Source organism: Microbacterium sp. cf046, assembly GCF_900114345.1.
GTDB lineage: Bacteria > Actinomycetota > Actinomycetes > Actinomycetales > Microbacteriaceae > Microbacterium.
Map to the genome: position 1 here is coordinate 801,712 of NZ_FOZJ01000003.1, position 20,262 is coordinate 821,973.

The following is a 20,262-nucleotide window of genomic DNA, read 5'->3' on the forward strand; positions in this document are numbered from 1 at the left end:
ACCCTGGATCCGGGGGTCAGACCGAGACCGCCGCCGCGCCCGGACCGGTCGTCGCGATACCCTGAGGGAGGGTCGTCGCTCATCGCGAGCATCGCGATCGACGGCGCCGCAGCTTTCTGCGAGCGCCGGGTCGACCCCGCAGGAAGGCACCCATGAAGATCACCGCGACATCCGACTGGCGCGACTCGATCGCATTCGAAACCCCCATGATCGTGGCTGAGATCGTGCCGGGTGATCCGACCCGGTGCTCGGTCTGCGGAGGGGACTCCGAGCTGCGGCCCCGCACCGAGCTCTGGGCGGTCAAGCACCGGCATCCCAACCAGCACGCCGGATACGTGCGGTTCTACTGCCGGGAGCACCTTCCCGTGATCGCGAAGCCGGCGGCTCCGGTGGAGACCCGCCGCTCGGCGGCGCGCGCTGAGCGCACCGCCGCGGTCCGCCGCCCGGCAGCGGTCGACGAGAAGCCACGGGCGATGTGCCCGGACTGCTTCGTCGAGATCTCGGCGACCGGAGTGTGCGGAATGTGCGGACTCCAGGTCGCCTGACCCCGCCCAGGGCTAGCCTGGCTGCTATGCCACCGGATGTGAGCGCAACGCAGCCGTTCGAGCTGCGTGCGGACCCCGCGGTGATCGACGATCTACGCAACCGGCTCCGCGCGACGCGCTGGCCCGACGCCCCGCCGGACGCGGGCTGGACGCTCGGCACCGACCTCGCGTACCTGCGTGGACTCGTGGACTACTGGGCCGACGGGTTCGACTGGCAGGCGCAGGAGGACGCGATCGGCCGGCTTCCGCACCTGCGGGTGACGGTGGGAGGCCTCGGCATCCATGTGGTGCACGCCCGCGCGGCCGATGATCGCGTGGCGGCGATCCCGCTTCTGCTCAACCACGGATGGCCCGACTCCTTCTGGCGATATTTGAAGGTCATCCCGCTGCTCACCGATCCGGGCTCCCACGGCGGCGATCCCGCCGACGCGTTCGACGTGATCGTTCCCGACATGCCCGGCTACGGGTACTCCGATCCTCCGCCGCATCCGTTCACCTCGATCGACGTCGCCGATCACTGGGCGAGCCTCATGGCTGCGCTCGGCCACGAGAGGTTCGTCACCGCGGGCGGTGACATCGGCAGCGGGGTGGCGCGATTCCTCGCGCTCGAACACCCGGATCGCGTGGTCGCCGTCCACAGGATGGATGCCGGGCTGCCGTTCTTCGCGGGCGACAGATCCGACCTCACGCCAGATGAGCGGCAATACCTCGACGACGGCGCGGCGTGGGGCGCAGCCGAAGGTGCGTACGCTGCGATGCACCGCACCAAGCCTCAGACGGCCGCGTTCGGCCTCACGGACTCGCCGGTGGGCATGGCCGCGTGGATCGTCGAGAAGCTGCGCTCCTGGAGCGACTGCGGAGGGGACATCGAGCGGTGCTTCACGAAGGACGAGATCCTCACGCTGCTGACCCAGTTCTGGGTGACCGGCGCGATCGGATCATCCATGCGCATGTACAACGCGAACGCCACCATCTCCGCGGAGCAGCTCTCCCGGCGGGTCGAGATCCCGTCCGGGTTCACGATCTTCCCCGGCGACCTCGTGCGGCCTCCGCGCGCATGGCTGGACCGCATCGCGAACGTCGCGCGCGCGACGTATGCCCCGCGCGGTGGACACTTCGCCCCGTTCGAGCAGCCCGAGCTGTACGTCCATGAACTGCGAGAGTTCTTCCGCCCGTATCGTGCGGCGTTCAGCTGACGCGGGCGCCCGGTCCGCACGCACCTCCTATTCGGCCGCGGTTCCGAAGTCAACCCCCGGTCGATCTCTCGCATCCCGGGTGACACTTGCCGGGTCGAAAGACGATTGAGCGGGATCGGTTGGGGCCGACCACTGAGCATGATGCGCAGCTCTGCGCATGAGGTGGAGATCCGACCAACGGTTCGACCCGTGAGCCATCCCGAACCGGAGAGAGCATGACCAATTCCGCAGTCACGTACGTCGTCGCGCCCGAGGCATTCCGCCCAATACCTGAAAACACGAGACTCCGGGGTCACCGGAGCGAAGACGATTCGTCGATCGACCGGCTGATCACTCCCACCTGGGCCGAGATCGATGAGGCCCGCGACCAGTACGACCGCGGAGCCAAGCGACTCCGCCGCTGGCAATGGTGGTTCGTGGGCATGTTCACGATCTACACGACCCTTGCCGGGGTCCTCCTGCTCAAGCTCACCACTGGAGTCTGATCCGTTCGCTCCGCCACTGCGACGCCGACCTCAGGCATCTGGATCAGCGTCGTGTACGGGCGTATTGTTCGCGGAATCACGCCACACGTGTCCGAGGCCGAGCGATTGCTGCGCCGCGCCGGCCACCACCAGAAGACCTCCAGACGGGTACCCCAGCACATGATCTCGGCGTTCATTGCGGTGGCGGTGCTCCTGGTGGCGGCCATTCTCCTTCTCGCCGTGCGGCGACGCGCGGAGCGCGACATCGCGATCAGCGCCCGCTCAGCCAGAATCACCGGCTCCATGCCGGTCGCGTCGACCGGTGCCCCCGACGCGCCTTCGACTCTCGCTGCGGCGGAGGCTGTGGGAGCCGCGATGATCCAGGCCGGCTACTCGGTGGAGACGGTCCAGGATGTGCTGGGGGACATAGCGCGCGTCAACAATCTGCCCGAAAGCGAGGTGCTCGTCTTTCCGAACGCGCTCCTGGTCTCGGCGCGCGGAAGCGGGCAGCATCGCACGGGTGCGGTGACCAGTGCCGACGGACAGCTGCTCTTCTCGCAGATCAACGAGGTGCAGCAGACGGTGGATGCCGCGAGGACCGGTGTCTTGGACCCGCGCTCGACGATCGAGCGGATCGCCCGCATCCGCGACATGACGCCCACATACGGTCGCGTCGTGCGAGTGGTCGGCTACGGCTTCCTCAGCGCCGCGCTGTCGGTTCTGCTCGGTGCGTCGTGGACGGGCGTCTGGCTCGCCGCAGCGCTCGGACTGCTCACCGGCGCAGCGCTCATGCTGAGCGAGCGACTGCCGCAGCGATACGGTGCGCTGATCACCGTCTCGATCGCGTTCCTCGTGGCGCTCGTGGTGTTCCTGCTGCTGCGCGCCGGCTGGGGATCCGGAATCCTGGCCGCCCTGCTCGCTCCGCTCGTCGTGCTGCTGCCCGGCGCGCTGCTGACCACGGCGGTGCTCGAACTGTCCACGGGTCACATGATCTCCGGCGCCGGCCGCGCAGCCGCAGGAGCGATGCAACTCGTTCTGCTCAGCGCGGGCATCGTCACCGCGGGCGCGGTCGTCGGTGTGCCGGACTTCGACTTCAGCGAGCACCCGGAGATGCTCGGACAGGTCGCGCCATGGATCGCGGTCGCGGTGTACGGCGTCGCGATCTCGGTGCATCGCTGCGCCCCGCCTCGCATCGTGCCGTGGATACTCCTGGTCCTCTACGTCGCGTACGCGGCCCAGGTGCTCGCCGATCTGGTGCTCGGCGGCGTGCTCTCCGCGTTCGTCGGTGCGCTGTGCGTGACACCCGTGACCGCGCTCGTGGCGCGGCAGCCATCCGGACCCGCCGCACTCGTCAGCTTCACGCCGGCTTTCTGGCTCCTCGTCCCGGGAGCTCTCGGACTCGTCGGCGTGGCCGACGTGCTCGGAGGAGACGCCGCGGCGTCGGCATCCCTCGTCGCGACGGTGTCGACCATGGTCGCGATCGCACTGGGCGTCCTGGCAGGATCCAGCCTCTCGAACCGGATGCGGAGGCCGGCGCTCTGAGGCACCGTGCAGGCGGTCCCCGGCGGATCGCAGGGGCCGCCGAACGATCGGCTTGCGCGCGGTGATGCAACGTGGTCGACGAGGATCCCCCAGTCGCTGCCGTCATCCGCCCTGGCCCAAATCGGCGGGTCGGTTCCCGCGGCGCTCGACGCGGCGCTGGTCTGCCAGATGCGCTCGGTGGAGCGCTTGCAGCGCACGCGCGGTGGTCGACGGACCCGGATTCACGACGCACACCCAGCCGTATGCGCCGTAGCTCGGGTGCGGCAGGAACGAATCCGTCTGGGAGAAATCGATGTCCCTTTCCGAGATCGACTCCGGACGATACCCGACAAGATCGGCGAACTGCTCGGATCCGACGTGAATGTTCAGACGCCACCGCTCCGCGTCATCCAGGAGCGACTGGGCGTCATCGGGGTAGTTCTTCGTGACGATCGTTGCGTAGGGCTGACGGTTGCTCGGAACCCTCCCGTCAGGCGCGTAGTAGAAGAAGTGATCGCCCCAGGAGATCTCGGGATGGTCGCTTCCCGCCTCCGGCGCCAGTTCGAGCACCCCGTCGAAGTTCCGCAGCTCGGAGAGGATCTGGTCCAAACTCATGCGTCAAGTCTGACCTCGACCTGGCGCTTGCGATACAGCTCGGCCCGGGCTGACCGCCGATGTCGATCCCTGCCCGCGTGCTGACGAGCGCGTCTGGGACGTGGAATGGGTCGGCGTCGCACCTCCCCAGTGCGACGCCGACCCGTGTGCTGGAACGAGCAGCCACACGGAGTGGCGGGTATGTGTGAACACTCCGTGTCTCTAGGACGCGGCGAACCGCAATCCATTACGCGAGAACAAGAGACCGACCGCGCGTGGCATTCGGTGCGACTGAGGCGGGATGCTGGTTCTCATGACTGAGCAGCGGAAGTTCCGCACTGTGGTCGCCGTGGACCGTCAGGGCCGGACGCACGTGCCGATTCCGTTCGACCCGGACGAGGCCTGGGGTCCCAAGCATCGTCATCACGTTGCCGGGTCCGTCGCGGGCCGGCCCATGCGCGGCGTCATCGAGGCTGCGCTCGATGGGCCGGTGATCGTATTGGGGCCGGCCTGGTGCCGCACTCCGCTCGCTGACGGTGCCGAGGTGGATGCCGTACTCCAGCCTGAGGGACCGCAGCGCGCCGACCTCGTAGAAGGAGCGTCCGTGACACGGCGTTGACGTTCCACCACGCCGCACTTCGGCTCATGGATCGACGCGTGAGTCCTCCTGACGAGGCAACGACCTGCGCCAGATGATGTTCACTTGCCGTCCATCGTCACTCGAATCGGCGCCCAGTAGCTTCGTGGCATGAGCGACCACACTCCTGATCCCTATCTCACGCAGACCGGATACGACGCAGACGCAGTCACCGCCGACGATTTCGACGAAGACGACTTCGAGAACGAATTGGACGACGTCGACGACGAACTCGGTATCGAAGAGGAACGCGCCCGCGAGCGCTGACCGGGTCTGCTCCGGCCGCACGACGGACCTCTTCTGAGATGGCTTGACGGACGGCAGCGGGTGCAGCATCCGGAGCTCCGAGCAATGCAACTGAGCCGGAGGCGATCCTATGCAGATTGCGCTGCGGCCGCGAACTCCGGGAGGATGCCGTCCCACCCAGCGCGGTTCCGGTGCACCCAGCGCTCGCCGTCCGCGCCGAGTCGTTCCCAGCCGGAGTGCACGATGTCGACCCGGGAACCTGCATCACCGACGTCGGTGAAGGTGATCTCGACATCCGTGGCATCCGAAGCGTCCCAATGGATATGCCAGGTGTAGCAAAAGCGATGCTTCGGTTCCCACGTGGTGATCTCGCCCCACTCGTGGGTCTCACCGGTCGAGGTGCGCTCGAACAGCCGGCCGCCCAGTCTCGGCTCGAGAACGATGTCTGCGTTCGGATCGGCACTGACCGTGTGCTCCCGCGGCCACCAGAGCTTGGCCTTGCCCGTGAAGGTGTCGAAGGCATGGTCGGCGCTGCAGGCGAGCTCTACAGAGATCGTGATCGGCTCAATCATCCTGCGCTCTCTCAACGACGTCTGGGGTGTTCTCAGCCACAAGTCGAAATCGTGCGGCGACATCCCCCCACACCCGTTCAAGGTACGCCTGAACCGCCTCAAGTCCTTCGCGTCTGAGGTGGTAGATGTGCCGAGTACCCTGGCGTTCCTCCGAAACGAAACCAGCGTCGCTCAGCAACCGCAGGTGGCGCGACACCGCCGGGCGGCTGATGGGCAGCGCATCCGCAAGTTCGTGCACCGCGAGATCACGGGTTCCGAGAAGTCGCAGAATCTCCCGACGGTTCCCGTCCGCGAGAGCGTCGAACGGGTCTCCAGCGGCTTCAGGCACCCGACTCAGCGCGTTTCTTGAGCCCATTGGCGAACTGCTTGAACGATGGACCCAGATCAGGGATCGACTTCCAGATCGCACCCAGCAACGGTCCGGTGTATTCCTCGCGGATCGTGAACTCGGTCGCCTCGCCCACGGGGGTCAGAGTGAACGTGCGCTCGCCCTTGAAGAGGCCCAAAGGTGCACCACCCACGATCACGAGCCTGTGCGGTGCATCCACCGTTGTGACTTTGACCGGAAATGCGCGGTCGGGCGCAGCCTCGGCAACGACCTTGAACTTCGCACCGAGCGCGACCGGCCCGCTGACCGAAACCACGCCGGAGTCCCAGCTCGCCCAATGCTCGGTATCGATCAGAACCGGCCAGATCTGCTCAGGCGACGCGTTGATCGTCGACTCGGCCTCGTAGAACTTCATGAGTTTGCCCGCCCCCTCGTATACGTAACGATCGAGTTACCGTAACGATCGAGTTACCGTAACACACAGGTTACGGTCGACGAAAGAGGTCCTCTGTGAGTCAATCGGTGCCGAACTCGTATGCGACGCCCGCATCGAGCTGACTCATAGACTGACATCTATGACTTTGCAGGCTGCGAACCCCGGACTCAGCGTGGTCGCAGATCCTACGCGTGCCAGGATCCTGCGGCTCATCGAAACGTCGCCGGACGGCCGCGCGCTGGTGGGCAGACTTGCCGACGAGCTCGGGCTTCGCCAGCCGACAGTCAGCCATCACATGGCGGCACTGCACGCGGAAGGCGTCGTGGTGCGGGAGCCGGACGGCCGCCGGGTCTGGTACTCCATCCACCCGGACCAGCAGGATCGGGTCAGCGCTCTCCTCGGCACCCCGGCGACGATCGTCCATGATCCGGACTGGGAGCGAGTGATCGATGATCTCGCTGGCCGCTTCCGAGGGACGTTCAACCGTGAAACGGTCGCTCGTTACGTCGTGGAAAGTCGCGACCTCCTCGCCGCGGGCGGAGAAGTGCCGCTGCTGGCATCCCGGGCAGCGGCGTTCGCGGCGTCCCGGCTGGATGCCCTCGAGCGCACCGAGCATCACGGTGATGTCCCGACCGTGCTGTTCGTCTGCGTACAGAACGCCGGGCGGTCGCAGCTCGCGGCGGGCATCCTTCGGCAGCTCGCGGGCGACCGCGTGATCGTTCGCACCGCCGGCTCCGCGCCCGCCACCGTGGTCCGCCCGACGATCATCGCCTCGCTCGACGAGATCGGCGTTCCAGTCGGGGCCGAGTTCCCCAAGCCGCTCACGGACGATGCTGTCCGGGCCGCCGACGTCGTGGTCACCATGGGATGCGGCGACGCCTGCCCCGTCTACCCCGGCCGCCGATATCTGGACTGGGACCTCGAGGACCCCGTCGACAAACCCCTCGCCGTCGTCCGCCGCATCCGCGACGACATCGACACACGCGTCCGCACCCTGCTTCACGAACTGTTCACCGAACCCATCGAGCGCCGAGTCACCTACTCATAGATGCTGGTCTATGCTTTTGATGAAAGAAAGAGACACACATGAGCAGCAAGCCCACCGTCCTGTTCGTCTGCGTCCACAACGCGGGCCGTTCGCAGATGGCCGCCGGCTACCTGCAGTCGCTGGCAGGCGACCGCATCGAGGTGCTCTCGGCCGGATCGGAGCCGAAGGACCAGATCAATCCCGTCGCGGTCCAAGCCATGCGCGAAGAGGGCATCGACATCGCCGGGAACACCCCGAAACTGCTCACCGTCGACGCCGTGAGGGAGTCCGACGTCGTCATCACCATGGGCTGCGGGGACGCCTGCCCCATCTTCCCGGGTAAGCGGTACGAAGATTGGGAGCTCGACGATCCCGCCGGCCAGGACGCCGACACCGTCCGCCACATCCGGAACGACATCCGCCGCCGCGTGGAGACGCTCATCGGCGATCTTGCCCCGGCGGGAGCCGACTCGTGAACGGAGCCCGCGGCCAGGACCCCGAATTGACCCCGGCCCCCGCGGCGACTGCCCCGTGACGGTCGACACACCCACCATCACACGCGCACCGCTCTGGCGGCGAGCCCTCGCTGAGTTCCTCGGCACCGGACTGCTCGTGACCGTTGTCGTCGGCTCCGGGATCGCCGCGCAACGCCTCTCGACCGACACCGGCCTGCAGCTCCTCGAGAATTCGATCGCCACCGCGCTCGGCCTCGGTGTGCTGATCCTGCTGTTCGCGCCGGTCTCCGAAGCGGATTTCAACCCCGTCGTGTCGCTGGCCGACTTCGTCCTCGGCCGCACATCGCGGACCGGCCTGACAGGCGCTGCGCTCGGCGTCTACATCGCCGCGCAGGTCGCCGGCGGTGTCAGCGGCGCGATCCTCGCCAACACGATGTTCGCCACACCCACAGCCATCTCAACCACCGACCGCGCTACCCCCGCCACCTTGTTGGCAGAGATCGTCGCCACCGCCGGACTCGTCCTGCTGATCATCGGACTCACCCGAATACGCCGCACGATCCCCGTGATCGCGGCCGCCGTCGGCTCCTACATCGGAGCCGCCTACTGGTTCACCAGCTCCACCTCGTTCGCGAACCCCGCAGTCGCCGTCGGGCGCGTCTTCACCGACACCTTCGCGGGAATCGCACCCGCCTCGGTCTTGCCCTTCATCGGCGCACAGCTCATAGGCGCTGCCCTCGGCACAGGGCTTGCCGTTGTCCTCTTCGCCAAAGCGGAGCCGGCCCGACACCACTAGCGTGGCGGATCGCGTCTGCCGGGGTCGGAGTGCTCATCGCGCCCTCGGCGACCAGAGCGGGCCAAACTCCTTCCGCGTCACATGGTGAAGCGATCGCGACCCGTCGCGCTGCCGGGATGACGAGTCGGCGGCTCGGAAAGAGTTCCGAGCCGCCGCCGATCGCGGTCAGAGGTCGGGCGCTCAGTCGCCGCAGATGCCCCTGGCCGTCGCGTTCTTTCCCTGGCCGCCGATCGCTTGGACGACGTCTCCGACGTTGGTGAATCCGAGGGCACCAACGGTGTTGATGGTCTTATGCACCTGGCCGAAGCAGGCGGCGTCGGCGGGCGCGGCGTTGGCGGTGCCTGCGAAGCCGAAGACGGAGAGTGCGGTGATGGCTCCGATGGCGAGAATGCGCTTCATTGGACGTTCCCTTCTGTCGGCGGGTGCGTATTCACCCGACACCATCTCCTTCTCCTGTCAGAGAGGATTTGGATGCACATCCTCGAAGAGTCGCCTACTCGCAATGGGTCGTCAGTCTCATCCAATAGCGCCAGCCGCAGCGGCGGCCGGCTGTCTTCGGGTTGGAATGGGAGTCGCGTCCGAAATCCGTCAGCTCCAGCAGTGACATAACGACCCCACGTCGTGGTGGGCTCACCGCAGCGCTAGGCCACCCTGCGTCGAATCGCGGGTCCGAGAGCATCGAAAGTCGGCGTGAGAAAATCGGCGTCAACTCTGCCGCGGGAAAACGGGACGCGATCCCTTGAAGAACGGGGATCGGGGGAGCGGACGATAGGGGATTCGAACTCCGATTTTCTGGGGTGCAAATACCCCATTTTGCCGCGTAATTACGCGGTTTTCGGTAGTCCGAAAACGTGGCACACCAGCATCCCCCTGCCTTTAAATGCACGGCGTGTCGCGCTCAACTGTGCCACGGGGTCTGGGGCAAGTTTCGCTTCGACGAAACTCCGGAGGGCGATCCCCCGGGCATAGGTAGGGGCGTCGTCAAATCTGATCACGGTTAGCTGCGGCCGAGCGCTCCGCCTCCGCCAAGCTTTCTACTCGCTCACGTGCCGCCGCCGCCGCCGCATCGTTGGCTTCTCGCTGCGGCGGTACCCTTCTTCGCGTTGAGCTTTCGGCTTCGTATTCCTGCTCCTGGCCATGCAACCTGGTTTACACGGGATCCGAGACATTGCAGGGGATCGCGACCCAGCCACTCAAAGTGCCTGCGTGCATTGCTCTCTTGGTCATTGCTTTCTCGTTCCGCAGTCGTCAGTTTCGAGTATGCGGTTGCGGTGGACCAACTGGCGGGCCCATGAACCTGGATCGCGGGGCTAGTTTTTCGGCACAGAGCCGGCCGTCCGGGCAGTGGCACTCGGGGCGGATGGACGACACTGACCTTCGTCGGGGCCGAAGCACACAATCCAGGCCGCTGGACTTCAGACCATGATTCGTTCTGCGCAGGTGGTTCGTGGGTTCGGCGACCGGTCAATCCTGTTCGGGGACACTGAGCTTGTTGATCGTCAGTTCCTCCACTTCGGCCTTGACCCCGCGTTAGATCTGCATCCGCGCGGTCGGCGTCGTTCCGTGTGCTCAGCAAGCGGCGTCAACATCAACCCGCCAGACGAGGTTGTGGAACTGTCCAGCCGTCTGTTAGCGCTAGTCGACTCGGGCAAGGCTGCTTTACACCACGCTCGAAAACAGCTCGGCTGCTTCTCTGCCGCGCGGTGGCTCTCCGGCTCACAGCGTGGCCGTCTCGGCAACTGACGAATCGACGGATCCGCTGTTGCCGCCACGCGAACTCGGAGGCTGCCACTGCACAGCCTCGGCACGCACCTGTCCGTAACCGGCTGTGATCAGCATTCTTCGCGCGTATCTCCTTTCATTCTCGGTGGGTGATGGCGGCCGCGCGCGAATTCGGCCAGGGTGGTTTTCGCCTGGTGTTCGAGCCGCGGGGGCGGCGTTCCGGGTGTGGTGATCGGCGTATCCAGCGATCGACGTGTGAGGAGAAGACATGGATGCTGCAGTAGCTGTCGACACGATCGTGACGACCGGGGTGAACCCGGGTTCGGCGATAGGGATCGAGGGGGTTCCGAATCTTCGGGACCTGGGTGGGTGGTCAACGCCGGATGGGAAAGTCGTGACCGGTCAGGTGTACCGGTCGGCCGAGTTCTCCGGTCTGGGCGGACCGGCGGCGGAGGAGTTCACCTCGTTGGGGATCCGCACGGTGTACGACCTCCGAACCATGGGCGAGCGCGATGCCAACGCCAACGTCGTGCCGACGGGGACCGAGTACATCATCTTCGACATCCTCGCCGACCGACCCGGCGCTGGCCCTGCGCAGATGCTGCAGGTTCTCAGCGACCCGAAGGCCGCCGAGCAGCTGCTCGGAGACGGCAAGGCCGTGGCGATGTTCGAGGAGAGCTACCGGCAGTTCTTGACACTCCCCAGTGCGACGACGGGGTACCGCCAGTTCTTCACGATCATCGCCGAGAAGGAGCATCGTCCGGCGGTGTTCCACTGCACCACCGGGAAGGACCGCACCGGCTGGGCGGCCGCGGCGCTGCTCATGCTGCTCGGGGTGAGCGACGAGGACGTGCTGAAGGACTACCTGCTCACGAACGAGTCGCTGGTTCCGGCCCTGCAGCCGATGGTCGACAAATTCGCCTCGATCGGTGGTGACCCTGAACTGCTGAAACCGGTCGTGGGAGTGCAGAAGGAGTTCCTCGAGGCGGCGCAGGAGGCGATGACGTCGCAGTACGGCGACGTGGAGACGTACTTCACGAAGGGCCTCGGATTGAGCACGCAGACGGTCGACAGGCTGCGCACGGAACTGGTGGTGAAGTCATGAGCGAACTCACTGCGGTCGACATCCTCCTCGAGCCTGATGCGTCCATGCTCGCTCGGGCCGAAGCGGAGAACGGACGGATGCTGACCAGCATCCCCTCGCCGCCCGGATTTCATCTCGACGAACACCACCGGCCACACATCACCACCCTGCAGCGCTATGTCCGCACCGACGCCCTGGAGGATATGTATGCGGCGATCGAGCGCGTCGTGGGCCAGCTCGACCTCTCGAAGCTGACCTTCACGGCCGAGGCCATCAAGCACATGGAAGTGCAGCCATCCGTGGGGATCGCGGCGGTCGTCGTCAAGCCCGGCCCGGAAGTCCTGGACTTCCAGGCGCGCCTCATCGAAGCGCTCAAGCCGTTCACCGGCTCGGGTGGCACCGCCGACGCGTATGTGCGCACCGAGGCAGAACCCGACATCAACGACGCGACCATCACCTACATCGAGAACTACGTTCCCGACCACAGCGGGGCGAACTACGTTGCGCACGTCACGGTCGGCATCGCCAAACTCGACGATCTCACCGGGATCGAAGCGGAGACGTTCGAACCCCTCACGTTCTCGGCATCAGCAGTAAGCATCTATCAACTCGGAAACAACGGCACCGCCGCGAAGCAGCTCAAGACCTTCCGTTGACATCGCACCGCACGATTCAAGCAGTCAAGACCGAAACTCCAAGGAGAGAAATGGCCGAGCAGACACGTCAGCCAGCCCTGCCGCGCTTCGATCGGTGGTTCGAGGTCGAGGTCCTCGAGCCCATGGCCGACTTCAAGAACCCGAAACAGGAATGGCGAAGGCTGTTCTCGGAGTTCTTCGGCACCTTCCTGCTCGTCATCGTGGCCGCCGGTGGCGGGATGATGAGCCAGGCGTTCCCCGACACGATCACCCGCACGGCTGCCGTGGTGGCTCCGGGGCTCATGGTGATGGGCATCATCCTGTTCATGGGCAAAGTCTCCGGCGCGCATCTGAACCCCGCGGTGACGCTCGCGTTCGCGGCACGGGGAGACTTCCCGTGGCGGAGGGTGCCCGGCTACATCATCGTGCAGTTGGCCGGTGCAGCCCTCGCCGCATGGGTGCTCTTCGCGATCATCGGCGTCTCCGCGTCCTACGGCTCCAACTACCCGGCCGTCGGTTACTCCGGGTTCCAGGCGTTCCTGATGGAGGCGCTCCTGACCCTCGGGCTGGTCAGCGTGATCCTCGGAACCGCCTCGGGGGCGCAGAACATCGGCATCATCGGAGCGATCGGCGTCGGCGGGTACATCGCACTCGCTGGCCTGTGGGGCAGTCCCATCTCCGGCACGTCGATGAACCCCGCCCGCACCTTCGGACCCGACCTGGTGAGCCTGAACTTCACTGACTACTGGGTGTATGTCGTCGGACCGCTCGCCGGAGCCGGCGTCGCCGTTCTTCTCGCATTCGTCCTCCGCGGCTATGGCGGAGGACGCAGCGGATCGGCGGCCGCTCAAGGCGCGCTCTACACCGAGACGGCGCAACCAGAAAAGTCCTGAGTCGGTGCTCCGCGGGTTTGACGCTCCCGCCCACGTAGTCGATCACGATTGGCCCGTCTGGACCTTTACGACCTTCAGCTGCGCGATGACTGGCCGCGCACCTGTCAGACGCCGTCGACGACCTTGATCAGCCCGCTGCGGCAAACCACGATCGATTGCCGCAATATGCTCTCGGCCACCGAATCCGGCGCGTCGCCTTCCGTGGATCCCATCGCGTCGACATCGACGATCACGTGGCGGTCGTCGACGATCACCGGGTCGGGCAGAAGGGCAATCATGCCCCGCGATCAGTCGCAGAGTCCTCCCTGGGCTTACTCGTTGGCGCAATCATGCAGCGGTCGGCCGGGGACGATAGGCACACACTGCGCAGGTGCCGTCGACGACGAGCTTGTGGCCGTCGACGGCGCAGTCCCAACCCAGGCCGGGAATCGTGTTCTGGCGGGCTTCGTGGGCTGATCTGGGCGCGCACAGGCGCCGCAGGGATCCGAGGTGCCGGTGGGATGTTTCGAGCAGAACTGGGCGTCCACGTAACGCGTGACGTGACGCGTTACGTAGGCGCTCCTTCTTGTTGTTTCGCCTAAGGAGCCTGAGCCTACGTTTGCCGTTACGTCACGCGTCGCGTTATGCGTCACGTCACGCATGGCTCGCGGCTCGCTCACGGTCGCGCGTTGCGGTTCGGCATTCGTCCCCTTCTGACGGTCGCGATACGCCTGCTGGCGGCGCTTGGCGTCTCGATAGCGCTGGATCTCCTCGGCCGTGGATTGGTGGAGATCATCCGACCAGCCGGCCAGGAGGTACCCGTCCTCGACCCGCGACCACAGGCCCGCGGCTTCCAATTCTTCGAAGGCCTCCTGGTCGTCGCCGTCGGGATGGAGGTACTTCGTGTAGCGCGCGGGCACGGCGCCGTCTGTGCCTTGGCTAAGCGGAGCTCGTAGCGCAGCGGAGAGCGCAGTCCGCAAATAGCGATCGAGGGCGCGGAGGCGGGGCCGGCCGCTATGCTCTCGCCGTCGGAGGGAGGTCGCGGTCCTGTCGATTCAGGGTTTGCTTAATTCATAGAAAGCTGTAGTGTCGCAATTGTGTCCACGATCGCCGTGACGGCATCCGTCACCCACTCGGCCGCCCTTGCCCGTCTCGGTCATGCGCTGTCGGATTCGACCAGGGTGGGTGTCCTGCTCGCGCTGCGCAAGGCTCCGGCGTATCCCTCTGACCTCGCGGAGGCACTTGGTGTGTCGAGGCAGGTCATGTCGAATCAGCTGGCGTGCCTTCGCGGGTGCGGGCTCGTCGAGGCGATCCCGGACGGGCGTCGCGCGTCATATCGGCTCGCCGACCCGCACCTCGCACCGGCACTGAACGAGCTGCTCCAGGTCGTCCTGTACGTGGAGCCCGGCTGTTGCGCCGGAGACACCTGCGCCTGCGGATGACCGCGATGGCCCTTCCCGACGCGCGCAAGCACGTCCTCCAGCGACGGATCCGCTGGATCGTCGCCGCCACGATCGGCTACAACCTCGTCGAAGCCGTTGTGGCGATCACCGCCGGCACGATTGCTTCCTCCGCCGCGCTGATCGCGTTCGGACTGGACTCCACCATCGAGGTTCTGTCCGCGGCCGCCATCGCCTGGCAATTCACGAGGCGCGATCCGGAGCGTTGGGAGAAGGGCACGCTGCGGCTGATCGCAGTGGCGTTCTTCGCCCTCGCTGCTTATGTGACGATCACCTCGTTGATCGCACTGTTCGCCCGCGTTGAGGTCGAGCACAGCGCCCTGGGCATCGCGATCACCGCGTTGAGTGTGGTCGTCATGCCCGTCCTCTCGTTCGCTGAGCGCCGGGCCGGACGCGAACTCGGCTCGGCGACGGCCGTCGCCGATTCGAAGCAGACTCTGATCTGCACCTACCTCTCGGCGGCTGTTCTGATCGGACTGCTGCTGAACAGCCTTTTCGGGTGGTGGTGGGCAGACGCGGTCGCGGGGTTGGTGATCGCAGGGTTCGCCGTTCGCGAAGGAGTCGAAGCGTGGAGAGGGGACGCGTGCGCCACCTCGGTCGGTATGGTGCTCGAGGAAGAGCAGGAGGACACGATCACGAGCACGACCAACACGAATCAGCGGGTGGGAACAACGCGTAATCGCGTCTGAGTGCATCCCGCGTCTCGCGTCTCACCACCTCGGATAGAACCCGGGGTCGGTGCGAAACTTGAAGAATGCGTCGGACAGCTCTCGCCAACCGGGGCGTGCAGGCCGCGATGCTGGCTGCACTGCTGTTCGGCGCCGGGACACCGCTGGCCAAACTCCTGCTCGGTGGAGACGTCAACCCCTGGTTGCTGGCTGGACTGCTCTACTGCGGCTCGGGGATCGGGTTGGGAGTCCTGCACGTGATCCGGCGCGCACCCCGGGTCCGACTCAAGCGGGCGGAACTCCTGCCCCTCGGCGGAGCGATCCTCAGCGGCGGCATCATCGCACCGGTTCTGCTGATGGTCGGACTCTCCAACATGCCCGCTTCGGGAGCCTCCCTTCTCCTGAACGCAGAAGGCGTCTTCACCGCTCTCCTGGCGTGGTTCGTGTTCCGCGAGAACTTCGACCGTCGCGTCGCCCTTGGGATGATCGCGATCGTCGCCGGGGCCGTCCTTCTCAGCATCCCCAACGGCGCGGAACTGGGAAGTGCATGGCCCGCACTGGCGGTCCTCGGGGCATGCTTCTTCTGGGGTCTCGACAACAACCTCACCCGGAAGATCGCGCTCAACGACGCGACATGGCTCGCCGCCGTCAAAGGTCTGGTCGCCGGACCCGTGAACTTGATCCTCGCGTTCGCTCTCGGCGCCGCCATTCCTTCGGTCGGAGGCATCACCGCAGCGCTGGTCGTCGGCTTCTTCGCGTACGGCGTCAGTCTCGCTCTTTTCATCGTCGGGATACGGCACCTGGGCACCGCTCGAGCGGGGGCATATTTCTCGATCGCACCGTTCTTCGGTGCGCTCCTCGCGATCGTGCTCGGCGATCCGGTCACATGGCAGCTGATCGTGGCCGGACTCCTGATGGCCCTCGGGGTCTGGCTGCACCTCACGGAACATCACGGCCACGAGCACACGCATGACGCCGTCATTCACGAACACGTCCACACGCATGACGCGCACCATCAACACGAGCACCCAGAACCGGTGGCACCCGGCACGCAGCACACACACGTCCACTCACACGACGAGCTGACCCACACGCACGTGCACTACCCAGACGCGCACCACCGCCATCGCCACTGACGCGCAAACGGCCGAGGCGCAAGTCGGCCGAGGACGTCGGCAGGCTCAAATCGTGTCCGAAAACCGCCAGCACCAGACGTGACATGACGTCTCCACGTCATGACGGACTCATGTCAGCGGTGGACCGGTTTCCAGGAAATCCGGGCAGTTACGGCACCGAAATCGGCGTTAACTGTGCCCCAAACTGTGCCCCGCGAAAAGAATCGGGTCGCGATCCCTTGAAAACACTGGGATCGGGGGAGCGGAGGATAGGGGATTCGAACCCCTGAGAGCTTTCACTCAACACGCTTTCCAAGCGTGCGCCATAGGCCACTAGGCGAATCCTCCGTGGCCCTCACGGGCCGCCGACCATCCTACCTTGCGCGCGTGGTCGCTCCCGAACCGGCGTAGACGCTGCCGGGGCGCACGATCAGCGAGCGGGGCACGAGGAGCGCGAGCAGCCGTCGAGGCGTGTCGACCGCCGCGAGCATCGCGCCGCGCACCGTGATGGCGGCATCCGCGATCGCATCGCCCTGCCAGAAGGCATGCTTGCCCCCCGGCGCATAGCTCGCGCGCTCGATCGCGCTGATCAGCAGGCTCATCTCCGCGTGCGGCGCGCCGTGGAACTCGACGAGCCGGGTGCCGAGAGTACGGGGCGTCTCGCTTGCCGGCACGTCGATTCCGAGGTCGATCGCGGCGTCCTGCACAGCGAGCCACGCCGCCGCCGCATCGCCGCTGCGGGCGGAGGTGAGCATCTGCCGGCGGCGAAGCTCGCGGATGAGCGCGGGGATCGCCAGGGCGAACAGGATGCCGAGCGCGACGGTCAGGGCGGGCATCGGGTTGACCGCGCCGGTCGAGGAGCCGGCTTCTGCGCCGTTCTGCCCCAGGTTCGGGTCGTCGGGGGAGAGCCCGGCCGCGCCCGAGGCCGATGAGCTCGGCGCAGGAGTCGGGGCGTTCGGGTCGTCTGCGCTGCCCGGGACCGATCCGGCCGCGGTGAAGCTGGTCGGCACGCCGAGGCCGTTTGTCGGCTCGAAGGGCACCCATCCGATGCCCTCGAACAGCACCTCCGGCCACGCGTGCAGCTGACCGCTGGATACGGAGTAGATGGTTTCGCGCTCGACGGCGTCGCTCGTGGCGCTGCCCGGCAGGTAGCCGACGACGATGCGGCTCGGCATCCCGAGCGTGCGGGCCATCAGCGCGAACGCGGACGCGAAGTGGATGCAGTAGCCCTCACGCACCTCGAGGAACTTCGCCACCGCGTCGGTGCCCGACCCGTCGAAGCCTTCGTCCACGGGGGCGTCGAGCGAGTACCGGAACTCCGAGCTGCGGAACCAGGTCTGCAGGGCGATGAGCGCGTCGTAGTCGTTGGTGGTACCCGTGGTGACCTCGGTGGCGAGCTCACCGACGATCGGCGAGATGTCGGCAGGGAGGCTCGTGGTGCCGTCGCGCTGCTCGGGACCTCCTGCGGGATGCGCGCGGATCTGCTCCAGCGTGGGCCGCGGCACGTTGGTGATGACCTCGTAGTTCTGCCCCTGGGTCGTCCCCGCCTGCGCGAGCACGGTGCGGTTGTACGGGGCGGCGGCCCACTGGCCCTGCAGCCCGTTGACGTCCACGGCCGGGTAGGCGATCGGCAGCCACGGCGACGCGAGGTTGAGCACCTCGACGGTCGTGACGTACTCGGCGAGGCGGATGTCGCTGTCGACCGAGACGCCGCCGAGTCCCTCCTCGCTCTCGAGCGGAACCGTGCGCACCCGATCGGGCTCCCACACGTCGCCCTCCAGCTGCGAGAGGGTCGTGGCGCGCAGGTACGGTGCCGTGGGTCCGCTGCTGCGCACGTGCATCACCTCGACCTCGCGGGGTCGGCGCAGGTCGTCTCCGAGCTGCAGCGTCGCATCGATGCCGGGGCCGTTGCCGATCGTTCCCGACCCGGCGCGCGCCACTGGCTGCGGCAGCATCGGCACGGCGACCAGGGCCACGATGACGGCGATCGCACCGATTCCCATCGCGGTGGCCGGCACGCCGGCCGTTCGGGTCGCCTCGCGATCGAGCGGCTCCTCGCGGGAGCGCGTGTCGGTGCGCATCAGGAAGAGGATCGCGGCGGCGAGGAGCACGAACGCCATGATGTCGACTTCGCCGGGCACGGCGATCGAAGGGATGAGCGAGACCGCGATGAGTCCGATCGCGGCGAGGAGCGGCATCCGAGCGGTCAGCACGACATGGTCGACGATGATCGTGAGCAGCCCCGTGCCGCCGACGATGAGCATCGACAGCGCCATGCTCGCCTCGAGCGGGGCGGCTCCGACCGCGATCTCCTCACCGGCGAGCGTGAGCAGGCCCGGCAGGTCGCGGATGGTCTCGGGAGTGGGGATCACCCACAGCAGGGCGGTGTCGCGCAGGAACACCAGCATCATGAAGACGACCCAGACGGATGCCTCCACCAGGCTCACCGCAAGCGCCGGGAGCCGGTACCGACGGGCGATGAAGCCCGCCGCGAGCACGGCGACCGCGAGCACGATCGCTCCCAGCAGCCAGCTGCTGGGCCGGACCACGCGCATGAGCGGCAGCAGTGACGCGAAGACCGCGACGAGGACGCCGATCGTCAGGGTCAGGTCCGCGCCGCGCCTGGCGGGCCGCTCATCGGAGGGCATGACTCACCCCCCGTTCGGCAGCCCCCGACCAGGCGGCCGCGAGATCCCCGTCCGGATCCACGGCGGAGGTGTGCCAGCCGAGGTCCGCGGCGCGCTCCAGCGAGTCGCCGACCGGGGCGACGGCGAGCAGCATCGCGAGGGTGCTGTGGTGGGCGACCGGAGCGATGATCTCGGCATCCGCCGGGTCGAACCGGCCGACGATCAGCACGACCGGGCCGGTCATGACCCCGGCGAACACGCGGACGAGCTTGCCCAGATGCTCGTCACGTCGGGCCGTCAGCGTCGCGAACTGGTTGACGAGCCCCTCGACCTCGGTCATGTCGCCGCCGTCGATGCGCTCGGCCAGGAGCGTGCCGTCCGAATCGATCACCTCGACCGCGTACCCGTCGTGCACGAGTCGGCTGACCACCGACACGCAGGCCGACACCGCGGCCTCGAACCCGGGGTCGGCGCCTGGCGCCTGCATCGCCTCGGGCGAGAAGCGCAGCACTCCGCGATCGATGACGACGGTGGCCTCAGGGGTGGACTCCTGCTCCTCCTGCCGCACCATCAGCTCATCGCGGTGTGCCGTGGCGCGCCAGTGGATGCGGCGCATCGAGTCGCCCGGGACATACGGCCGCGCGATGAGGTTGTCGGCGCCCTGGCCGAGCTGGTTGTTCGTGGTGTGCAGCGTGCCGCCGGCTTCGCCGGCGAAGTTGCTGAGCGCGGGCAGATCCGTGACGGCGGGTGCGACCGTCACCGGCGTCCGCTCCCCGAAGACGGTCGTGCGGCGCGCCAGGCCGAACGGGTCGGTCGAGGTCACCTGCAACGGACCGAGGGGATGGATGCCGCGGCGTGCGCCCGTGACCGAGTACGAGAGCTGCACGATGCGCTCCGCGCCCCGCAGGCCCGAGCCGAGCGCCGGAAAGACGCCGTGCGCCTTCGCGGCGAGCCCCTTCGGCACCGTGTCGCGCCAAGTGCCCGGCGCAGTCGGCAGCGCCGTGCGGACCCCGACCCGCACGGTCACGAGCGCATCGCGTCCGACGGTCGCGACATCCGGCGACAGGGAGCGGGTCACCGTGTCGGAACGCCGCGTCAGGTACAGCGAGGCGACGCTCGCGCCGAGCACGGCGATCAGGAGGATGCCGAAGTACATCAGCTCGGTGATCCCGACCTCGTTCGCGATGATGAAGCACGCCACGGCCAGCAGCAGAGCGCCCGTCCCGCGGGCGGTCAGTGGCCAGAGGCGTCTCATCGGGATC

23 protein-coding genes and 1 tRNA gene are annotated in these 20,262 nt (G+C 66.9%); 15 read left to right on the forward strand and 9 right to left on the reverse strand.

Annotated elements, in window-relative coordinates; translation table 11 throughout:
* The first annotated feature begins 152 nt into the window (after positions 1 to 152).
* From BM349_RS16170 to BM349_RS16185, 4 genes are all read left to right on the forward strand, one after another.
* Entirely contained in the window at positions 153 to 545 is a 393-nt protein-coding gene (locus BM349_RS16170) for a glucose-6-phosphate dehydrogenase (protein WP_091708275.1), read from the forward strand.
* Positions 546 to 571: 26 nt separating this feature from the next.
* On the forward strand, positions 572 to 1,741 hold the full coding sequence (locus BM349_RS16175; protein ID WP_091708277.1) for an epoxide hydrolase family protein: 1,170 nt from the start codon (positions 572 to 574) through the stop codon (positions 1,739 to 1,741).
* Positions 1,742 to 1,956: 215 nt separating this feature from the next.
* Positions 1,957 to 2,226, forward strand: coding sequence for a hypothetical protein (locus tag BM349_RS16180; protein ID WP_091708279.1), 270 nt, complete (start codon positions 1,957 to 1,959; stop codon positions 2,224 to 2,226).
* An 87-nt stretch (positions 2,227 to 2,313) separates the two neighbouring features.
* The gene (locus BM349_RS16185; protein ID WP_139230950.1) at positions 2,314 to 3,747 is read left to right on the forward strand and encodes a threonine/serine exporter family protein; all 1,434 of its coding nucleotides are present in this window, start codon (positions 2,314 to 2,316) and stop codon (positions 3,745 to 3,747) included.
* Between the two features lie 102 nt (positions 3,748 to 3,849).
* Here the strand turns inward: BM349_RS16185 and BM349_RS16190 are convergent, their stop codons facing one another.
* On the reverse strand, positions 3,850 to 4,341 hold the full coding sequence (locus tag BM349_RS16190) for a DUF6194 family protein (RefSeq protein WP_091708283.1): 492 nt from the start codon (positions 4,339 to 4,341) through the stop codon (positions 3,850 to 3,852).
* A 292-nt stretch (positions 4,342 to 4,633) separates the two neighbouring features.
* Here BM349_RS16190 and BM349_RS16195 point away from each other — a divergent pair, with 292 nt between their 5' ends.
* The gene (locus tag BM349_RS16195; RefSeq protein ID WP_139230951.1) at positions 4,634 to 4,939 is read left to right on the forward strand and encodes a hypothetical protein; all 306 of its coding nucleotides are present in this window, start codon (positions 4,634 to 4,636) and stop codon (positions 4,937 to 4,939) included.
* Positions 4,940 to 5,068: 129 nt separating this feature from the next.
* A complete protein-coding gene (locus BM349_RS18810; RefSeq protein ID WP_175525333.1) occupies positions 5,069 to 5,224 on the forward strand; it encodes a hypothetical protein in 156 nt (51 codons plus the stop codon).
* Positions 5,225 to 5,331: 107 nt separating this feature from the next.
* Here the strand turns inward: BM349_RS18810 and BM349_RS16200 are convergent, their stop codons facing one another.
* From BM349_RS16200 to BM349_RS16210, 3 genes are read right to left on the reverse strand one after another with little or no spacing between them, the layout of a single operon-like run.
* The gene (locus BM349_RS16200; RefSeq protein WP_175525334.1) at positions 5,332 to 5,775 is read right to left on the reverse strand and encodes an SRPBCC domain-containing protein; all 444 of its coding nucleotides are present in this window, start codon (positions 5,773 to 5,775) and stop codon (positions 5,332 to 5,334) included.
* Positions 5,768 to 6,130 carry an ArsR/SmtB family transcription factor gene (locus BM349_RS16205; protein ID WP_091708289.1) on the reverse strand — a complete coding sequence of 121 codons (363 nt, stop codon included), beginning with the start codon at positions 6,128 to 6,130 and terminating at the stop codon, positions 5,768 to 5,770. Before BM349_RS16205 ends, BM349_RS16200 begins: the two co-directional genes overlap by 8 nt.
* Positions 6,096 to 6,518, reverse strand: a complete 423-nt coding sequence (locus BM349_RS16210; RefSeq protein WP_091708291.1) for an SRPBCC domain-containing protein — start codon at positions 6,516 to 6,518, stop codon at positions 6,096 to 6,098. Before BM349_RS16210 ends, BM349_RS16205 begins: the two co-directional genes overlap by 35 nt.
* Positions 6,519 to 6,678: 160 nt before the next feature.
* Here BM349_RS16210 and BM349_RS16215 point away from each other — a divergent pair, with 160 nt between their 5' ends.
* Genes BM349_RS16215 through BM349_RS16225 form a run of 3 tightly spaced genes read left to right on the forward strand, consistent with a single transcriptional unit; the run spans position 6,679 to position 8,817 of the window.
* On the forward strand, positions 6,679 to 7,587 hold the full coding sequence (locus tag BM349_RS16215; protein ID WP_091708293.1) for a metalloregulator ArsR/SmtB family transcription factor: 909 nt from the start codon (positions 6,679 to 6,681) through the stop codon (positions 7,585 to 7,587).
* A gap of 38 nt (positions 7,588 to 7,625) precedes the next feature.
* Positions 7,626 to 8,042: an arsenate reductase ArsC gene (locus BM349_RS16220; RefSeq protein WP_091708295.1), complete on the forward strand. Its 417-nt coding sequence runs from the start codon at positions 7,626 to 7,628 to the stop codon at positions 8,040 to 8,042.
* Between the two features lie 55 nt (positions 8,043 to 8,097).
* Positions 8,098 to 8,817, forward strand: coding sequence for an aquaporin (locus BM349_RS16225; RefSeq protein WP_091708297.1), 720 nt, complete (start codon positions 8,098 to 8,100; stop codon positions 8,815 to 8,817).
* 180 nt (positions 8,818 to 8,997) lie between these two features.
* On the opposite strand, the gene BM349_RS16230 is transcribed toward BM349_RS16225, so the two are convergent.
* On the reverse strand, positions 8,998 to 9,261 hold the full coding sequence (locus tag BM349_RS16230; protein WP_139230952.1) for a hypothetical protein: 264 nt from the start codon (positions 9,259 to 9,261) through the stop codon (positions 8,998 to 9,000).
* A 1,546-nt stretch (positions 9,262 to 10,807) separates the two neighbouring features.
* On the opposite strand from BM349_RS16230, the gene BM349_RS16235 reads away from it, so the two are divergent.
* The 3 genes from BM349_RS16235 to BM349_RS16245 are packed head-to-tail and all read left to right on the forward strand — an operon-like array spanning position 10,808 to position 13,151.
* Positions 10,808 to 11,644 carry a tyrosine-protein phosphatase gene (locus tag BM349_RS16235; protein ID WP_091708301.1) on the forward strand — a complete coding sequence of 279 codons (837 nt, stop codon included), beginning with the start codon at positions 10,808 to 10,810 and terminating at the stop codon, positions 11,642 to 11,644.
* Entirely contained in the window at positions 11,641 to 12,279 is a 639-nt protein-coding gene (locus BM349_RS16240; protein ID WP_091708303.1) for a hypothetical protein, read from the forward strand. Before BM349_RS16235 ends, BM349_RS16240 begins: the two co-directional genes overlap by 4 nt.
* Positions 12,280 to 12,329: 50 nt before the next feature.
* Positions 12,330 to 13,151 carry an MIP/aquaporin family protein gene (locus BM349_RS16245; RefSeq protein WP_091708306.1) on the forward strand — a complete coding sequence of 274 codons (822 nt, stop codon included), beginning with the start codon at positions 12,330 to 12,332 and terminating at the stop codon, positions 13,149 to 13,151.
* A gap of 104 nt (positions 13,152 to 13,255) precedes the next feature.
* Here the strand turns inward: BM349_RS16245 and BM349_RS18815 are convergent, their stop codons facing one another.
* Positions 13,256 to 13,405, reverse strand: a complete 150-nt coding sequence (locus BM349_RS18815) for a hypothetical protein (RefSeq protein WP_175525335.1) — start codon at positions 13,403 to 13,405, stop codon at positions 13,256 to 13,258.
* A gap of 822 nt (positions 13,406 to 14,227) precedes the next feature.
* Here BM349_RS18815 and BM349_RS16255 point away from each other — a divergent pair.
* The 3 genes from BM349_RS16255 (at position 14,228) to BM349_RS16265 (ending at position 16,394) form a co-directional block, all read left to right on the forward strand.
* Positions 14,228 to 14,572, forward strand: a complete 345-nt coding sequence (locus tag BM349_RS16255; protein WP_091708311.1) for an ArsR/SmtB family transcription factor — start codon at positions 14,228 to 14,230, stop codon at positions 14,570 to 14,572.
* The gene (locus BM349_RS16260) at positions 14,569 to 15,279 is read left to right on the forward strand and encodes a cation diffusion facilitator family transporter (protein ID WP_091708313.1); all 711 of its coding nucleotides are present in this window, start codon (positions 14,569 to 14,571) and stop codon (positions 15,277 to 15,279) included. The genes BM349_RS16255 and BM349_RS16260 overlap by 4 nt, the downstream gene beginning before the upstream one ends.
* A 65-nt stretch (positions 15,280 to 15,344) precedes the next feature.
* On the forward strand, positions 15,345 to 16,394 hold the full coding sequence (locus tag BM349_RS16265; protein WP_091708315.1) for a DMT family transporter: 1,050 nt from the start codon (positions 15,345 to 15,347) through the stop codon (positions 16,392 to 16,394).
* A 242-nt stretch (positions 16,395 to 16,636) separates the two neighbouring features.
* Here BM349_RS16265 and BM349_RS16270 read toward each other — a convergent pair.
* The 3 genes from BM349_RS16270 to BM349_RS16280 all read right to left on the reverse strand — a co-directional run bounded on the left by BM349_RS16270 (position 16,637) and on the right by BM349_RS16280 (position 20,255).
* Positions 16,637 to 16,721: transfer RNA gene (locus BM349_RS16270), tRNA-Ser, on the reverse strand.
* Positions 16,722 to 16,747: 26 nt separating this feature from the next.
* Positions 16,748 to 19,021 (reverse strand): transglutaminase TgpA family protein, encoded by a 2,274-nt coding sequence (locus BM349_RS16275; protein ID WP_091708318.1) that lies wholly within the window; start codon positions 19,019 to 19,021, stop codon positions 16,748 to 16,750.
* Positions 19,008 to 20,255 carry a DUF58 domain-containing protein gene (locus BM349_RS16280; RefSeq protein ID WP_091708319.1) on the reverse strand — a complete coding sequence of 416 codons (1,248 nt, stop codon included), beginning with the start codon at positions 20,253 to 20,255 and terminating at the stop codon, positions 19,008 to 19,010. Before BM349_RS16280 ends, BM349_RS16275 begins: the two co-directional genes overlap by 14 nt.
* Between the last annotated feature and the right edge of the window lie 7 nt (positions 20,256 to 20,262).

Excerpts from the sequence above, each read along its gene's own strand:
- BM349_RS18810 (WP_175525333.1), top strand. The coding sequence starts at position 5,069 with ATGAGCGACCACACTCCTGATCCCTATCTCACGCAGACCGGATACGAC.
- BM349_RS16280 (WP_091708319.1), bottom strand. The coding sequence starts at position 20,255 with ATGAGACGCCTCTGGCCACTGACCGCCCGCGGGACGGGCGCTCTGCTG.
- BM349_RS16245 (WP_091708306.1), top strand. The coding sequence starts at position 12,330 with ATGGCCGAGCAGACACGTCAGCCAGCCCTGCCGCGCTTCGATCGGTGG.
- BM349_RS16260 (WP_091708313.1), top strand. The coding sequence starts at position 14,569 with ATGACCGCGATGGCCCTTCCCGACGCGCGCAAGCACGTCCTCCAGCGA.
- BM349_RS16275 (WP_091708318.1), bottom strand. The coding sequence starts at position 19,021 with ATGCCCTCCGATGAGCGGCCCGCCAGGCGCGGCGCGGACCTGACCCTG.
- BM349_RS16265 (WP_091708315.1), top strand. The coding sequence starts at position 15,345 with ATGCGTCGGACAGCTCTCGCCAACCGGGGCGTGCAGGCCGCGATGCTG.
- BM349_RS16235 (WP_091708301.1), top strand. The coding sequence starts at position 10,808 with ATGGATGCTGCAGTAGCTGTCGACACGATCGTGACGACCGGGGTGAAC.
- BM349_RS16190 (WP_091708283.1), bottom strand. The coding sequence starts at position 4,341 with ATGAGTTTGGACCAGATCCTCTCCGAGCTGCGGAACTTCGACGGGGTG.
- BM349_RS16200 (WP_175525334.1), bottom strand. The coding sequence starts at position 5,775 with ATGATTGAGCCGATCACGATCTCTGTAGAGCTCGCCTGCAGCGCCGAC.
- BM349_RS16205 (WP_091708289.1), bottom strand. The coding sequence starts at position 6,130 with ATGGGCTCAAGAAACGCGCTGAGTCGGGTGCCTGAAGCCGCTGGAGAC.
- BM349_RS16215 (WP_091708293.1), top strand. The coding sequence starts at position 6,679 with ATGACTTTGCAGGCTGCGAACCCCGGACTCAGCGTGGTCGCAGATCCT.
- BM349_RS16175 (WP_091708277.1), top strand. The coding sequence starts at position 572 with ATGCCACCGGATGTGAGCGCAACGCAGCCGTTCGAGCTGCGTGCGGAC.
- BM349_RS16240 (WP_091708303.1), top strand. The coding sequence starts at position 11,641 with ATGAGCGAACTCACTGCGGTCGACATCCTCCTCGAGCCTGATGCGTCC.
- BM349_RS16195 (WP_139230951.1), top strand. The coding sequence starts at position 4,634 with ATGACTGAGCAGCGGAAGTTCCGCACTGTGGTCGCCGTGGACCGTCAG.
- BM349_RS16210 (WP_091708291.1), bottom strand. The coding sequence starts at position 6,518 with ATGAAGTTCTACGAGGCCGAGTCGACGATCAACGCGTCGCCTGAGCAG.
- BM349_RS16230 (WP_139230952.1), bottom strand. The coding sequence starts at position 9,261 with ATGGTGTCGGGTGAATACGCACCCGCCGACAGAAGGGAACGTCCAATG.
- BM349_RS16180 (WP_091708279.1), top strand. The coding sequence starts at position 1,957 with ATGACCAATTCCGCAGTCACGTACGTCGTCGCGCCCGAGGCATTCCGC.
- BM349_RS16170 (WP_091708275.1), top strand. The coding sequence starts at position 153 with ATGAAGATCACCGCGACATCCGACTGGCGCGACTCGATCGCATTCGAA.
- BM349_RS16220 (WP_091708295.1), top strand. The coding sequence starts at position 7,626 with ATGAGCAGCAAGCCCACCGTCCTGTTCGTCTGCGTCCACAACGCGGGC.